Source organism: Neobacillus paridis (assembly GCF_016765675.1).
In the GTDB taxonomy this organism is placed as follows: domain Bacteria; phylum Bacillota; class Bacilli; order Bacillales; family Cytobacillaceae; genus Neobacillus; species Neobacillus paridis.
Genome location: NZ_JAESWB010000025.1, coordinates 269907 through 286263, shown reverse-complemented (window position 1 = coordinate 286263; position 16357 = coordinate 269907). Strand labels below are relative to the sequence as shown.

Genomic DNA, 16357 nt, shown 5'->3' with positions numbered 1-16357 from the left:
CCCCTATTATTGTAACTTTTGAAAATAGGCAACGAAAGAATCGAGTGCTACTTCAACTTGTTCACCAGTTGCCATGTTTTTCACATGAATGACATTATTTTTTAGTTCATCATCACCAAGTATGGCTACATATCTCGCATGTAAGCGGTCGGCGGCTTTAAATTGGGCTTTAATTTTTCGGTTAAGATAATCTCTTTCCGCGGAAAACCCAGCCAAGCGCAGCTGCTGCAGAAGACCTACGGAATAGTCCTTAGCCTCTTCTCCAAGAACCGCCAAGTAGCAATCAATGCCTTCGTTCACCGCCGTTTCAATTCCTTCGGCCTTAAGGGCAGCAATAAATCGTTCAATACTTAAGGCAAATCCGATCCCCGGCGTTTCCGGGCCGCCAATCTCCTCTGCCAGGCCGTTATAGCGGCCGCCGCCGCAAAGTGTGGTGATGGCACCAAATCCTTCGGCATCACTCATGATTTCAAATGCCGTATGATTATAATAGTCCAAGCCACGGACCAGGTTAGGATCAACCTCAAATGAAATATGAAGCAAGCCTAAATACTTTTGAACTTTTTCAAAATAAGCCTTCGATTCCTCATTCAAATAATCAATAATCGATGGCGCTGTTTTCATTAATTCGTGGTCGCGATCCTGCTTACAATCAAGAATGCGGAGCGGATTTCTTTTCAGACGGTTTTGACAGTCTGAGCAAAATTCGCCGATTCTCGGTTGGAAGTGTTGGATCAGAGCCTCACGGTGTGCAAGGCGGGATTCCTTATCACCCAAGCTATTAATAATCAGTTTCAGCTTTTTCAATCCCATTTCCTTGTATAAATTCATCGCCAGGGAAATAACCTCTGCATCAATTGCCGGGTCATTGCTTCCAAGTGCCTCCACCCCGAACTGGACAAATTGACGGAAGCGTCCTGATTGCGGCCGTTCGTAGCGAAACATCGGTCCCATGTAATAAAGCTTGACCGGCTGTTTGGCAAGACCAAACATTTTTTTCTCGACAAACGCCCGGACCACAGAGGCAGTTCCCTCAGGTCTAAGTGTCATACTGCGCCCGCCGCGATCTTCAAAGGTGTACATTTCTTTTTGGACGATATCTGTTGTATCGCCGACTCCCCTTGAAAAAAGTTCCGTATGTTCAAAAATCGGGGTACGAATTTCTTGATATTGATATTTCTCACAAAGCTCTCTAGCTTTTTGCTCAATTTGCTGCCAAAGCTCGACATCACCTGGCAAAATATCCTGTGTTCCCCTGGGAATACTGATAGACATGGCAGGTCCTCCTTTGTAAATATGGTTTTATGTATATTCAAGACTTGGTTAAAATAAAAAAACTTCCATCCCTTGCAATTAATACAAGGGACGGAAGTTATTCCGCGGTGCCACCCTAGTTGAAAAGCAGTTTTACTTGATTGCTTTTCCTCTCATACAGTTAACGCCTGCTGCGTTCATCTCCTACTAAAGTAAGTTCTTTTTCAGAGCGAATCCTACGGAGTGTTCTTTCATTAAGATTCATGCAAAAATGCTTTCAGCCAGGGCATTTTTTCTCTTTTCATGAATATTGCCTTAACTACTATGCTCCATCATTGGATGTGTCGAATTTTTAGTTTATTTTATTATAATACGAAGCAATAGTAGTAATGTCAAGTAAAGTTTATGCCCGTTCTAAATGTTTTTTTAAGTTTTTGACATCCCGCATCGTCAGCCCAAATTCTGATGCCAGCTCAACCGGGGTGGAATGCTGCTCCTTCTGCAGAAAGTCATGAAAATCTACCCCAAACAGGCGGCTATCCATCGATTGGATCTTCATCCCCTTTTCACTCGCACGCAAATTCATCCCTCCTCATGATAGCTATCTTTACTGCTATTATCTCCAATAGCCGTAAAAATATTTCATGATGGACAGGATTTTACCTAAAACTGGAAGTTGAATAGAGGCTAGTAAGTTACACAGCCATAATATTAAAAGAGGCTGACCTAGCAGCCTCTTACTTTTTACTTTCAACTATTAATGTGACCGGACCGTCGTTCGTTAATTGGACATCCATCATCGCACCGAAGACACCAGTCTCTACTGTGACACCCTTTTCGCGTAACAAACGGTTAAAAGTATCATATAGCTTAACAGCATGATCCGGTCTTGCCGCATCTATAAAACTGGGTCTCCTGCCTTTGCTGCTATCCCCATATAAAGTGAACTGGGAAACCGAAAGAATTTCCCCGCCGACATCAAGCAGGGATAAATTCATCTTTTCATTTTCATCTTCAAAAATTCTTAAATTTACAATTTTATCAGCTAAATAGGCGGCATCTTCTTCGGTATCATCGTGGGTGACACCGACAAGCAGGACAAGTCCTTTCGTGATTTGCCCCGTCACCTCACCGTTAACCGTTACTTTTGCCTCTTTGCTGCGTTGAAGTACTACTCGCATGTCAAAATCTCCTTAGTTCATCATTCGCCGGACTGAATATATATCCGGGATTTGTTTGATTCGATCCACTACCTTTTGCAAATGACTGACATTATGAATGGCAATTGACATGATAATCGTAGCCATTTTGTTACGGTCTATCTTTCCGGTTACTGCCGAAATATTCGTCTTGGTTTCATTAACTGCCTGTAGGACTTCATTCAACAGACCACTGCGATCGAAGCCGTTAATTTCAATGTCGACATTATATTCCTTGCGGTCATTTAAAGACGATTCCCACTCAACCTCGATTAAACGCGATTGGGCGTCATTAGAGTCAATATTGGTACAATCCGCGCGATGAACCGAGACTCCGCGTCCTTTTGTGATATAACCGACAATTTCGTCTCCTGGTACGGGATTGCAGCATTTCGACAGGCGAATTAATAAATTATCAATTCCTTGAACTCGAACACCAGACTCCCGTTTTTTCGTTGTCGGGTATGACTTCAAATCGGCTACAGCATTTATAATACTTGCCGACTGCTCCTTATCGCGCTTTTTGCGCCATTTTTCCGTCAGCCGATTGGCCACTTGCAAAGCAGTGACACCATTATAACCCACCGCGGCAAACATATCCTCCTCATTGGTAAAATTAAACTTCTCAGCAACCTTTTTCAGATTGTCTGCCGTCAGAATTTCTTTCGTGTCAAACTCCATACTGCGAATTTCGCGTTCAACAAGCTCTTTCCCTTTAATAACATTTTCTTCGCGGCGCTGCTTTTTAAAGAAGGCGCGAATTTTGTTTTTTGCTTGCGACGTTTGCGCCAGCTTCAACCAGTCCTGGCTCGGACCATAGGAATGCTTGGAGGTAAGAATTTCAACAATATCACCGGTTTTGAGCTTGTAGTCGAGCGTAACCATTTTACCATTTACTTTGGCTCCGATTGTCTTGTTGCCAATTTCCGAGTGAATCCGGTAGGAGAAATCAATCGGGACAGAACCGGCCGGCAATTCAATGACATCCCCTTTAGGGGTAAACACAAACACCATATCCGAGAATAAATCGATTTTTAACGACTCCATAAATTCTTCGGCATTGTTCGTGTCATTCTGAAACTCAAGAATTTCCCTAAACCAGGACAATTTTTGCTCAAAGGTTGAACTGTCATTTACGGTCTTTCCTTCTTTATAGGCCCAATGGGCAGCAATCCCGAATTCAGCGATTCGATGCATTTCAAAGGTACGAATCTGTACCTCCAGCGGGTCTCCTTTAGGACCGATCACAGTCGTGTGCAGCGATTGATACATATTCGGTTTAGGCATTGCAATATAATCTTTGAAACGGCCGGGCATCGGTTTCCAGCAGGTATGGATAATCCCTAGTACCGCATAGCAGTCTTTAATACTATTTACGACAATTCTTACCGCAAGCAGGTCATATATCTCATTAAATTGCTTGTTTTGCAGCGCCATTTTGCGATAAATGCTGTAAATATGCTTCGGACGGCCGGAAATCTCTGCCTTAATCGAGACATCATTTAAGCGGCTCTTAACTTCTTCTATCACGTCATCAAGGTACTTCTCCCGCTCTTCACGCTTCTTTTTCATTAGATTGACAATCCGATAATATTGCTGCGGATTTAAATAACGTAAAGCGGTATCTTCCAACTCCCATTTTATTTTTGAGATTCCTAGACGATGGGCTAAAGGAGCGAAAATTTCCAAAGTTTCATTGGAAATTCGGCGCTGCTTTTCTACAGGAAGATGTTTAAGTGTCCGCATATTGTGCAAACGGTCCGCAAGTTTAATCAAGATGACCCTGATATCCTGTGCCATGGCGACAAACATTTTCCGATGGTTTTCAGCCTGCTGTTCTTCATGTGATTTATATTTAATTTTTCCTAATTTTGTTACCCCGTCGACAAGCATCGCAACTTCAGCATTGAAATTTTCCTCAATATCCTGTAAGGAAACATTTGTGTCTTCGACAACGTCGTGAAGAAAACCAGCGGCTACCGTTGCCGGATCCATTTCAAGATCTGCCAGAATGCCGGCAACTTGAATTGGATGGATAATATACGGCTCACCTGATTTGCGATATTGTTCACGATGAGCATGTTTCGCATATTCATATGCCTTTTTTACTAAAGCAACATGCTCTTCGTTTAAGTATTCTCTAGTCTTGTCGATGACTTGTTCGGCTGTCAACACTTGATCATTCGCCATAAAATCACCTTTATTTTCATCCCATTATGGCAGCTATTTAAAGCTGCATCGGAAATATTTTATAATTCAAAAGAATAAATTAGAATGATTGTAACTATTATCGAAAAAAAACGCCAAGATGTAAAGTATTTGAGACGTTTTTACCAGAAAAAACGATGGATTTTGTCGATATTTCTGTAACTTTTTGAAAATAAAAGATATAAAGAGAGCACTCCCCTTATGAGTGCCCTCGTTTGATTAGTATTCCATTAATGTTAATATATCATAGCCGTCAAGTTTTTTCCTGCCGTTCAAATAAGTCAGTTCGACTAGGAAAGCGATTCCAGCAACAACACCGCCAAGCTTTTCCACTAATTGAATGGTTGCGTTAATCGTACCGCCGGTAGCTAACAAATCATCGGTAATAAGTACTCGCTGTCCTGGCTTAATTGCGTCTTTATGAATGGTTAGAACATCTTTTCCATATTCAAGACCATAGCTGACTTTAATTGTTTCACGGGGAAGTTTGCCTTCTTTTCTTACCGGTGCGAAACCTACGCCAAGTGCGTATGCGATCGGACAGCCGATGATAAATCCGCGGGCTTCCGGGCCGACAATAAGATCAATTTGTTTATCTTTGGCAAAGTCAACAATTTGATCGGTAGCATATTTATAGGCTTCGCCATTATTCATTAATGGCGTAATATCCTTAAACACGATTCCCTCTTTCGGATAGTCCGGTACGATTGCTACAAATTGTTTTAAATCCATTGTTTAATAGCCTCCTCAATTTCAACTGACTCTTCAATAATATTGGTAAACCATTGTTTTAATTCTTGAAATGATGAAAATAATAAATCCCGTTCAAGTTCTGATTGGGCCTGCTTTTGCTGAAATGTTCTTGAGTCAGTTAAATCGCGCTTCTGTGGTTGTTTATTTAAAGTAATAAATCCATTGTTTATTGTAACAAAATTCAGTTCAGAAAACACCTTTGTCATAAAGTTGATTGTTGACTGAGACCAGCCTCTTAATTTTGCTATGTCATCTCCATAGCGGTTAAGATCAATGGGATTATTTTTTAAAAGAAAGGCATAAAACCATTTAAAATGATCACGGGTTGGTATCGTGCTGAAAAAGTCACTTGAAGCTTTATAGAAATATGCGTATATTCTTGCTGGCTGTTTCCCTTTCAATAATTGAATCAGAATTTCCTTTGAAGGCGGGAAATCGACTAAGGCAATATTGGCATGATAGCCATCAAATGCTTTTGCCGATTCCACATCTTCAATACAAACCGGCTCAATTCCAAGATGCTTGTTTATCTTTTCCGCATGATGCTTGTTGAAAACAATGAGTTTTCGATTTTCCTCCGGTACAGTCACCGGAATACTCCCCAGATGCTTTTGTCCGCGAAAATCGAACAATTGCCATGAGCGAACAGCGATATCTTGGACAAAAATTTGCGGTTTACGTATATTGTTCCATTCATTAATCGATAATTCACCAATTAATGAAATTTTTGCAGCAGGTGAGATTTGATCGACTACCGCTCCAAGACCAAACCCTACTCCATCAAGATGGGCATCATGATCATTAACGGTAATCTTTAAATGATTTTGGTCACTTCCAATTTTTCTGAGGCTAGTAATCCCCACATTATTAATTAACACCTTTGGTTTAGGATTGTCTATTCCGTAGGGAGAGAGTAACCTCATTTCTTCCAGCGATTGTAAATCAATTTCTTTCAAAGGTACTTCATTATCCAAATACGTTACCGGGATAAAATCATCATCAGTGAGTACATCAGCAGCCAACTGATTCAATTTCTGACGCAGTTCCGCCACATCGTCAAGCCTCAAGGTCATCCCGGCTGCCATTGGATGCCCGCCAAAATGAGGTAGAATATCTCGTAAAGTCGATAAATTTTGAAATAGATCAAACCCGGGAATACTTCGTGCTGATCCTTTCGCTAAGCCTTTTTCTTGATCAAAACTGAGGACGATCGCCGGACGATAATATTTTTCCACCAGTTTGGAAGCAACAATGCCAATTACCCCGGCATTCCAGCCTTCTTTCCCAATCACCAGAACCTTATTGCTGTCAATCGGGTAATGGGTTTCAACCTCGGCAATCGCTTCTTCCGTCATCGTATTGACAAGTGCTTGCCGTGATTTATTCAAGGCTTCCATCTCAGCTGCAAGCTCCTCTGCCTCAACAGGGTCCTCAGTTAAGAGAAGTTGAACAGCTAAATCGGCATCCGCCAGCCTTCCAACTGCGTTAATTCGCGGTGCGATTGAAAATCCAATCGTCTCTTCATTAATCGCCAGCGGATCGATCCCCGCAGTTTTAAAAATCGCTCTTAGCCCGATTCTTTCCGTTTCCTTCAATTTCTGCAAACCATTTTTAGCGATTAAGCGATTTTCACCTGTTAAGGAAACCAAGTCAGCAATCGTCCCGATGACGGCAATTTCCAATAAATGCTCAGGAAGGCGTCCATAAAGAGCATGGGCTAATTTAAAGGCTACTCCTACCCCGGCCAACTCGCGAAACGGATAGGTGCTGTCAGCAAGCTTCGGGTGAATGATTGCCAGCGCATGTGGTAATGCCGGCCCAGGCTCATGGTGGTCCGTAATAATCAGGTCAATCCCCAACTGCTTGGCCACTTCCGCCTCGTGAACCGCTGCTATGCCAGTGTCAACGGTAATAATCAGTTTAATTCCAAGCTCCGCTGCATGGCGAAAGGCGGGTTCGTTCGGACCATACCCTTCTGAGAAACGATTTGGAATATAGAATTGGACATTGGCCCCTAAATCACGAAGTGTAAGCATTAACACGGAAGTACTGCTGACCCCGTCTGCATCGTAGTCACCAAAAATGAGAATCGGTTCATTCTGATCAATGGCAGCACGAATACGCTTTACAGCTGTCTCCATTCCGTTAAATAAAAATGGATCATAAAACTCTTCTTTTCCAAATAAAAAAAACCGTGCGGAGGAAGCTGTATCAAATCCACGGTTAACTAACAATGTTGCAACAAGAGGGGTGATGTTTAATTCATTGGCAAGCGACTCAGCCAGTTGATGATCGGAATGACGGACAACCCATCTTGTTTTCGGTTTTAACATAATTCCCGTTCACCTCTCAGACTTTCTTATTATACAGGAGCACAAACATGCTTTCAATCTTTGAAAAAATAAAACCGCAGAAGAATTTTCCTGCGGTTTTATGTTCAGTTGTCCAGCTCCAGCGCCAAGCCCCTCGAGGGGCTGATCGAGGCGCTTGCGCTTTTCTTAAAGTTAAACTTGCGGCTGATCGGAATATTTTTTCTTTTCCTTTACAGTTTTGATAACGCCCTTCTTTTTCAACTCCCGTGTCTTCATCACATACCATAGCGGACCGGCAATACAGATCGAGGAATAGACCCCAACCATTAAGCCGACGAATAAGGCAATCGAGAAGTTGCGGATTGATTCGCTGCCGAAAATAATCAAAGCAACGACGGTAACTAATACTGTAAAGACAGTATTAATCGAACGGGTTAAAGTTTGACGGGTACCCACATTCAGTACTTCGGCGATATCAGCAGCTGTTTTAAGCCGCTTTTTCTTTTGCATATTTTCACGTATACGGTCAAAAGTTACAATTGTATCGTTAATCGAATAACCGACAATCGTTAGCACAGCGGCAATAAATGTTAAATCCACTTCAAGTCTTGTGATACTGAAGAAAGCCACCATAAAGAAGGCATCATGGAGCAAGGAGGCAATTGCGGCAATTGCCATCGATAACTCAAAGCGGAAGCTGACATAAATGATAATCCCAATCGAGGCAATTAGCAGCGCAATAACTGCATTTTTCGCCAGTTCCTTGCCAACCATTGGAGAAACCGTGCTAACATTTGGCTCATAGCCGAATTCTGCTTTAAAATCAGATTTTATCTTTGCGATTTCATCCTTGGTAATAACTCCAACAAAGCGAGCTGAACCCCTCATTTTATCCGTAGATAGAACAGTATCATCGGCGGTCAAACCATGCTTTGCAAAAGCGCTATCCAGTGTTGCTGTTGTCAAAGGCTTATTGGAATCCACTTGAATCCGCGTTCCGCTTGAAAAGTCGATTGACAAATTCAAACGCATCACAATCAGAACGATTAAGCCAGCCACGAGAAGGACACTTGAAATCGTAAAGAACTTCTTCCGGTGCTTAACGAAATCGAGCTTGTCAAAACGGGTTGGCAGGTCTAATGTATGGACATTTTCCTTAAGATCGTGAATATCAGCCTGCTTAACACCAAACCAGCTTGGCTTCTTTTTAAAGATTCCGCTATGCACCCATAGACCCAAAAATAGCCTCGAACCATAAACGGCGGTTAAGAAACTCATCAGAATACTGATGATTAACATCGTCGCAAACCCTTTAACAGAGCTATTGCCATAGAAGAACAGAACAGCGGCAGTCAGTATCGTTGTCAGGTTCGAGTCAAGAATCGAGGTAAAGGCATTTTTCTCCCCGGCCTGGAAGGCTGACTTGATTGATTTTCCAACTTTAAGTTCTTCCTTTATCCGTTCATAAGTAAGGATATTGGCATCGACAGCCATCCCGACCCCGAGGATGACCGCGGCAATCCCAGGCAACGTCAGCACTCCATTCATCCAGTCAAATATTAATAAAATTAAGTAAATGTAAATGCTCAAACTTACGCAGGCAATGAAACCTGGGAAACGGTAATAAAGCAGCATGAACAAATAAATAATCGCAACCCCGATAAGTCCTGCAAAAATCGTGTCATTTAATGCCTCTTCACCAAATTGAGCACCCACAGAAGAGGAATATACTTCCTTAAGCTTTACTGGTAATGATCCGGCATTTAATAAATCGGCTAGGGATTTAGCTTCTTTGGTGGTAAAGTTCCCGACGATGGAAACGGTATCTTGGTTAAATACTTGATTGACCGTTGGTGCTGATAAATATTTTGATTTTTTCTTAACAGCTTCAGCTTTAAACGAATCTTTACCTTCTTCAAAATCAAGCCAAATAACTAATAGATTCTCTCCATAAGGTCTGCTGGAAATTTCTTTCGTTACTTTGGCAAATTTGTCGGCACTTTTCAATGTTAACGAAACACTTGGCTTTCCTTGTTCATCAAATGTTTGCTTGGCGCCGCCCTGCTTTAGGTCGGAACCATCCATCATCAGCTTGTCATTCACATCTCTAAAGGTTAGATTGGCCTGGGTAGACAAAATTTCACGTGCTTTATTTTGATCCTTTACCCCAGCCAACTGAACGCGGATCCGGTCTTTTCCTTCGATTTGAATACTTGGCTCACTTACCCCAAGGACGTTAATCCGCTTATCGAGCGCCTCAGCTGTACTGGCCAGGACATCCTTGTCAATTTTCTGACCTTTTTTCGCGGGTTGAACCTGATATAAGACTTCAAATCCGCCTTGAAGGTCTAGTCCAAGTTTAATATTGTGTAATATATTCTTTGCTGTTGCTCCCATTGTGCTACCTAAAAGGATAACAAGCAAAAAGAACGCAACAATTCTACTGCGCTTAACCATTATGTAAATTTTCCTCCTTAATGCCTGTCATTGGGCCTAAAAATCATACAAGCATTGATTAACTGTAAAGTGAAGTCACTTTCTACATTATGAAATAAGAAGGAAGGACTGTCAATTTACAATAAATGAAAATATTGATGGAACAGAAACATTATTTTAATAACTCTTTTAATTCATTTTCATCGCGAAATGAAAACTCAGCCGTTTTTAACGACTCTATGGTCGTAAAGCTAATGTAATCACTTACCTTGACAGCGAGTATATCATCAATAATTTCATAAAGATGAATATCCGCCTTTGTTTTTTTCCATTTTTTCTTGGTAAAAAAATCCCAAAGCCCATCCTCTGTTATTGAATCATATCCAAGTAAATGGAATTCTTCTAATTTACTGACTAATGCTGGCTTCACTTCGGTTCGAAAATAATCATAAGCATGGACATTTCCCATCATCACTGCCTCCTCTAAATATATCCGTCCTCAAGTTCAAATGACAACTTGTCATGCTTTGTCCACCTTGAAGCATATAGTTAATTGTATATGAATTCTTCTTGTTTGAGAAGGTGGGAAGCTGAATGTCGAAGTTTTTAAAGGGGACCTTTATCCTTTTGGCAGCGGGCTTTGTTACCAGAGTCCTCGGTTTTATTTATCGAATAGTCCTAGCACGCAGCATCGGTGAAGAAGGTGTTGGCTTATATATGATGGCCTATCCAACCTTTATCCTTGTGGTCACACTGGTGCAGCTGGGTCTGCCTGTTGCTATTTCGAAAAATGTCGCGGAGGCAGAGGCCAGGGGGAACTATGCCGAAATTAAAAAAATCCTTGTCGTGTCCCTCGCTATCACGATTTCCTTATCGATTCTGATTACGCCGGCATTAATTTTACTGGCACCGTTGCTTTCAAATACGCTGTTTACCGATCCAAGAACTCTTTATCCATTACTTGCGATTACACCGGCCATTCCAATTATTGCCGTCTCTTCGGTTTTAAGAGGCTATTTTCAAGGCAGACAGAACATGCAGCCATCCGCCATCTCACAAATATTAGAACAGATTATTAGAATTACCTTGATCGCTGTGATGACTAAGGCATTTCTTCCATACGGAGTTGAATATGCAGCCGCAGCCGCAATGGGTGCCTCTGTTCTAGGGGAATTGGTTTCACTGCTGTATTTGGTAACAACGTTTAAACTAAAAAAGCGGTTTAAACTGCGAAAAAACTTTTTAAAATTCATTCAATCCGGTAAAAACACTTTTAAAAATTTAATGGAAATTGCGCTTCCTACGATGGGCAGCCGGATGATTGGATCGGTTTCCTGGTTTTTTGAACCGATTGTTGTCGCCCACAGCTTAGCCCTTGCAGGAGTTCTTGCTGGCGATGCAACAAAACAATACGGTGCCTTAACGGGATATGCGATGCCGCTGTTAATGCTGCCCTCCTTTGTTACCTTTTCGCTGGCAACATCACTAGTTCCGGCAATTAGTGAAGCCAATTCGCGGAGCAATTATAAATTAATTGAATATCGCTTGGAACAGGCGCTGCGGTTTGTTTTTTTATCCGGGGGATTAGCTGTTATTGTTCTTTATGTCCTGGCTGATCCGCTGATGGAGCTCATGTACGGTTCATCAAAAGGTTCCTATTTAGTCCGCCTGATGGCTCCTTTCTTTATCATTTATTATTTTCAAGGTTCATTGCAGGCTGTTCTGCAGGCGCTAAATCTTGCTAGAGCTGCAATGATCAACAGCTTAATTGGTGCAGTTGTAAAAACAGTGGTCATTTTCCTCTTGGCTTCCCAAGCCTCATTCGGAATAACGGGAGCAGCACTGGGGATTATTGTTGGCTTTGTCTTAGTCACGTTTCTCCATTTAGCCACTGTTTTGAAAAAAGTTTCGTTTTCCTTTTTTATCCTTGATTATTTAAAGGGTTTTCTGGTCATGGCTGCAGCAGGTTGGATTGGCTACTGGGTATTTGAGCATATCTTTTTAGATGAATGGTTAGTCATCAGAGTATTCATTTCATTGTTCATCATGACAATTGCCTATGCTGCCTTATTGTTAATGATCGGCCTAATTAAAAAAGATGACTTAAAGAGAATTCCCTGGATCGGTGGATTTTTTGCCAAAAACTAAGGGAGACACGCAGAAAATAGACTGCGTGTCTCATTATTCATTATCCATTAAATCAATAAAAAACTTACCATTTTCATAGCTACAAAAGGAAATTTTTTTAATATCGCGATACCCCATCTTTTTTATTTCCTGACGAAGCCAAAGATTAGTTTTTTTAATTTTACTCAAGCCCTCTTCCATAATCATTCCATCCATGATTAACGGAATCGTAATATCTCCGTTTTTTTGGGGGTTCTTCGGCTTTTTGGGGTCTTCCATCTTTTCAATTACTGACAATTTTCCTGAAGTCTCTAAAATCGCGAATTCGACATCATTGATACTTCTTACGTCTTTCTCGCGCAGCTGCATCATCAAATCATCAAAATTATAGCGATGTTTTCTCATTGCTTGCTCGTCCAGTTTACCGCGGTTAATAATGATCGTCGGCTTGCCATCTACGATATCACGAAATTTCTTGCTTTTTAGCGATATCAAGGCAAGTGTAATTTGAATCAACATTAATAACACCATCGGAATGAGCGTATGGAATAATGGATCCTTCGTATTTTCAATCGCAATCACTGCCATCTCACCAATCATGATAAAGACTACTAAATCGAGGACGCTTAATTCTCCTATTTCCCGCTTTCCCATTAATCTGAATATTAACAGTAAAATGATATATAAAATGAGCGTTCGAAAAATAATATGCAAATAAACTACCATTATCGCCCCTCCTTTATCAAAACGATTCAATTCTTATTGTTGGTCATTTTAGAAGATATCATGATCGGAATAAAATACCATCCTGAACTTGAAGCGTTATAAAATTGTATTCTATTTTCAATCCTCGATGAATATGCTTGTACTAGGAAAAAGTCTGTTTAAGCTTTACAAAATTAAACAGATGGAATACTGATGGCCAAAGGGCTTAAGGGGGAGAGAAAAATCGAGTCAAAAAGCTTTGGTACTGCGGTTTTGTACGGGTTAATCTTTATTTTTGCCTTTGCTGCGATCTGTAGCCTGATCATGTCTTTTATTATGAGGTTTACTTCCGCTGATGAAGCAACACTCCAATACATTGTCACAGCCATTTCATTTATTGCCTTGTTTGGAGGAGGTTTTTTGTCTGGCGGGAAGCGTAAGGAAAAAGGCTGGTTAATTGGTGGTGTAACAGGGCTCATTTACTCAATCATTGTTTTTTTATTTCAATATTTAGGGTACGACCGGCTGTTTGATGCGGAACAATTAATTTATCACACCTGCTATACATTAATTGCCATGATGGGTGGGATTCTTGGGGTCAACGTCGCAACGAATAACTCGAGATCGGCTTAACCTGTTCTTTACCGGAGAGATTTTCGCTGTTCAGTACACTTTATTAGCGAATTGAAGCACTTTATTAGCGAATTGAAAAAAGGAAGCGCGAATGATTTTCGGCTTCCTTTTTCCTGCAAGATTATGCTTGCGCTTCCTTTGCTGCTTCCGTTACTTCACGAATCGCATTGCGATCATATGTAAGACGGCTGCCGTCGCCACATTTAATCACGACTTTACTTTCATCAATTGAATCAATCGTACCATGCAAACCGCCAATGGTGACAATTTTATCACCTTTCTTTAAATCGCTTTGCATTTGCTGCACTGCCTTTTGGCGCTTCTGCTGTGGACGAATTAATAAAAAATAAAATAACACGAACATTAAAATTATTGGTATAAATGTTCCCAATCCACCTGACATCCAATTTCCCTCCTTTCAGCAATCCTTTATCAGAAATTTCTTGCGTTTGGTTTATTAAACCCGTAACGCTCAAAAAATTCTTCGCGGAAATCACCAAGCCGGTCTTCTAGAATGGCTTGTCTGACTTTCTCCATCAATTTTAACAGAAAATAAAGGTTATGGTAAGATGTTAAACGAATTCCAAATGTTTCATTACAGTGAATTAAATGACGAATATAGGCTCTGCTGTAATTTCGGCAAGTGTAGCAGTCACAATCTGGATCAAGCGGCCCGAAATCTCGGGCATATTGCGCATTTTTTACCACTAACCTGCCCTGGCTTGTCATTAATGTACCATTCCTGGCAATCCTGGTTGGCAGGACACAGTCAAACATATCGATGCCGCGAATCGCCCCGTCTATTAATGAATCCGGCGAACCGACACCCATTAAATAACGCGGTTTATTAGCTGGCAGAAGCGGTGTTGTAAATTCCAGCATCCGATTCATAATATCCTTTGGTTCACCAACCGACAGTCCGCCCACGGCATAGCCTGGGAAATCGAGCGATACCAGGTCTTGGGCACTCTGTTTCCGTAACTCCTCATATTCCCCGCCTTGGACTATTCCAAATAAGCCTTGCTCTTCGGGGCGCTGATGCGCTTTTAAACAGCGCTCCGCCCACCTTGACGTTCGTTCTACTGATTTTTTCATATAGTCAAAAGTTGCCGGATATGGCGGGCATTCATCAAAAGCCATCATGATATCAGAGCCAAGGGAATTTTGAATTTCCATCGATTTTTCCGGCGATAAAAATAATTTTTCCCCGCTTAAGTGATTACGAAAATGAACACCTTCCTCTTCAATCTTCCGAAACTCGCTTAAACTAAACACCTGAAAGCCGCCGGAATCGGTAAGAATCGCCCGGTCCCAGTTCATAAATTTATGTAATCCGCCCGCTTCTCTAATAATTTCGTGGCCCGGACGAAGCCATAAATGATAAGTGTTGCTCAAAATAATCCCGGCACCCATCCCCTTTAACTCTTCAGGGGACATGGTTTTCACAGTCGCCAATGTTCCAACCGGCATAAATGCCGGTGTATCGAAGGAACCATGCGGTGTGTGAACCCGGCCAAGCCGTGCGCCGGTTTGTTTACATGTTTTGATTAATTCATAGCGAATCGCAGTCAAAGTTTTTTCTCCTTCCTAAAAGCGGTGTGAGCAGAGCTAAGCAAAAACTTATTTAAATGAAGAATTTTTTTAAAGCAAGCTTTGCTAAAGTGATTCACTTATGCGGCGCTCCGCCCCTTTTCCACTAAACGATAAACATGGCATCGCCAAAGCTAAAGAAGCGATATTTCTCCTCTACAGCAGTATTATATGCATGCAAAATATGTTCACGTCCAGCTAGTGCACTAACAAGCATGATCAGGGTGGATTTTGGCAAATGGAAATTCGTAATCATACCATCGATCCCCTTAAATTCATATCCCGGATAAATAAAAATGTCCGTCCAGCCGCTCGATGCTTTAAATTTCCCGTTATTGGCAGCAGCAATGGTCTCCAGCGTTCTTGTAGAGGTTGTTCCAACCGTAATAATTCTGCCGCCGCTGCTTCTGACCTTGTTAAGCAGGGTGGCTGTCTGGTCGGTCATAATATAATATTCTGCATGCATATCATGTTCTTCAACAACATCCGAGCTGACCGGTCTGAATGTTCCAAGGCCAACATGAAGCGTAATAAAGGCAATATGAACGCCCATTTCGGCAATCTCCTGCAGCAATTCCTCGGTAAAATGCAATCCCGCAGTCGGAGCTGCCGCAGATCCCGGTTCTTTTGCATAAACTGTTTGGTACCTGTCCTGATCATCAAGCTGCTCTTTGATATATGGCGGTAAGGGCATTTCACCTAACTGATCAAGGATTTCATAAAAAATCCCCTCATATTTAAACTCAAAGGTCCTGCCCCCATGATCGGCTTCTCCGGTACAAACAGCAGTCAGCAGACCATCGCCAAAATCAATCACGGTTCCAACCTTCACCCGCTTGGCCGGTTTGACCAGTGTCTCCCAGGTATCGCCTTCCAACTGCTTTAACAACAGCACTTCAATTTTTGCCCCGGTCTCCACTTTGACGCCAAAAAGCCGTGCTGGCAATACCTTCGTATCATTTAAGACAAGGCAGTCCCCTGCCCGCAAATATTTGGTGATATTTTTAAAAATTTCATGGCTGATTTCGCCCGTTTTTTTATTCAGCACCATTAATCGGCTTTCGGCCCTTTTTTTTAGCGGAACCTGGGCAATTAATTCTTCTGGCAAATGAAAATCAAATAAATCTACCTTCATACTCA

General features: G+C 41.6%; 14 protein-coding genes and 1 other annotated feature. Of the genes, 2 read left to right on the top strand and 12 right to left on the bottom strand.

Annotation, left to right across the window (positions count from 1 at the left end):
* Positions 1–6: 6 nt before the first annotated feature.
* From hisS to JK635_RS03315, 8 genes are all read right to left on the bottom strand, one after another.
* A complete protein-coding gene (gene hisS / locus JK635_RS03350; RefSeq protein ID WP_202652368.1) occupies positions 7–1275 on the bottom strand; it encodes a histidine--tRNA ligase in 1269 nt (422 codons plus the stop codon).
* Between the two features lie 83 nt (positions 1276–1358).
* Positions 1359–1599: a binding site (T-box leader), on the bottom strand.
* Between the two features lie 58 nt (positions 1600–1657).
* Positions 1658–1834 carry a hypothetical protein gene (locus JK635_RS03345; RefSeq protein WP_202652366.1) on the bottom strand — a complete coding sequence of 59 codons (177 nt, stop codon included), beginning with the start codon at positions 1832–1834 and terminating at the stop codon, positions 1658–1660.
* A gap of 157 nt (positions 1835–1991) precedes the next feature.
* Complete coding sequence (gene dtd, locus JK635_RS03340; RefSeq protein ID WP_202652364.1) at positions 1992–2435, bottom strand: D-aminoacyl-tRNA deacylase; 444 nt, start codon at positions 2433–2435, stop codon at positions 1992–1994.
* A 12-nt stretch (positions 2436–2447) separates the two neighbouring features.
* The gene (locus JK635_RS03335) at positions 2448–4643 is read right to left on the bottom strand and encodes a RelA/SpoT family protein (protein ID WP_202652362.1); all 2196 of its coding nucleotides are present in this window, start codon (positions 4641–4643) and stop codon (positions 2448–2450) included.
* Positions 4644–4880: 237 nt separating this feature from the next.
* A complete protein-coding gene (locus JK635_RS03330) occupies positions 4881–5393 on the bottom strand; it encodes an adenine phosphoribosyltransferase (protein ID WP_202652360.1) in 513 nt (170 codons plus the stop codon).
* The gene (recJ, locus tag JK635_RS03325) at positions 5384–7747 is read right to left on the bottom strand and encodes a single-stranded-DNA-specific exonuclease RecJ (protein ID WP_202652358.1); all 2364 of its coding nucleotides are present in this window, start codon (positions 7745–7747) and stop codon (positions 5384–5386) included. The genes JK635_RS03330 and recJ overlap by 10 nt, the downstream gene beginning before the upstream one ends.
* Before the next feature lie 171 nt (positions 7748–7918).
* Entirely contained in the window at positions 7919–10183 is a 2265-nt protein-coding gene (gene secDF / locus JK635_RS03320; RefSeq protein WP_202652357.1) for a protein translocase subunit SecDF, read from the bottom strand.
* Positions 10184–10334: 151 nt separating this feature from the next.
* Positions 10335–10634: a post-transcriptional regulator gene (locus tag JK635_RS03315; protein WP_306792899.1), complete on the bottom strand. Its 300-nt coding sequence runs from the start codon at positions 10632–10634 to the stop codon at positions 10335–10337.
* Between the two features lie 122 nt (positions 10635–10756).
* Between JK635_RS03315 and spoVB the strand changes: the two genes are divergently transcribed.
* The gene (gene spoVB, locus JK635_RS03310) at positions 10757–12310 is read left to right on the top strand and encodes a stage V sporulation protein B (RefSeq protein WP_202652355.1); all 1554 of its coding nucleotides are present in this window, start codon (positions 10757–10759) and stop codon (positions 12308–12310) included.
* 33 nt (positions 12311–12343) lie between these two features.
* Here the strand turns inward: spoVB and JK635_RS03305 are convergent, their stop codons facing one another.
* A complete protein-coding gene (locus tag JK635_RS03305) occupies positions 12344–13015 on the bottom strand; it encodes a DUF421 domain-containing protein (RefSeq protein WP_202652353.1) in 672 nt (223 codons plus the stop codon).
* A gap of 192 nt (positions 13016–13207) precedes the next feature.
* Between JK635_RS03305 and JK635_RS03300 the strand changes: the two genes are divergently transcribed.
* A complete protein-coding gene (locus JK635_RS03300) occupies positions 13208–13627 on the top strand; it encodes a TIGR04086 family membrane protein (RefSeq protein WP_202652351.1) in 420 nt (139 codons plus the stop codon).
* A 121-nt stretch (positions 13628–13748) separates the two neighbouring features.
* Here the strand turns inward: JK635_RS03300 and yajC are convergent, their stop codons facing one another.
* From yajC to queA, 3 genes are all read right to left on the bottom strand, one after another.
* Positions 13749–14030 (bottom strand): preprotein translocase subunit YajC, encoded by a 282-nt coding sequence (yajC, locus tag JK635_RS03295; RefSeq protein WP_202652349.1) that lies wholly within the window; start codon positions 14028–14030, stop codon positions 13749–13751.
* Positions 14031–14059: 29 nt separating this feature from the next.
* Positions 14060–15199, bottom strand: a complete 1140-nt coding sequence (tgt, locus tag JK635_RS03290; RefSeq protein ID WP_202652347.1) for a tRNA guanosine(34) transglycosylase Tgt — start codon at positions 15197–15199, stop codon at positions 14060–14062.
* A 124-nt stretch (positions 15200–15323) separates the two neighbouring features.
* Positions 15324–16352: a tRNA preQ1(34) S-adenosylmethionine ribosyltransferase-isomerase QueA gene (gene queA / locus JK635_RS03285; RefSeq protein ID WP_202652346.1), complete on the bottom strand. Its 1029-nt coding sequence runs from the start codon at positions 16350–16352 to the stop codon at positions 15324–15326.
* Between the last annotated feature and the right edge of the window lie 5 nt (positions 16353–16357).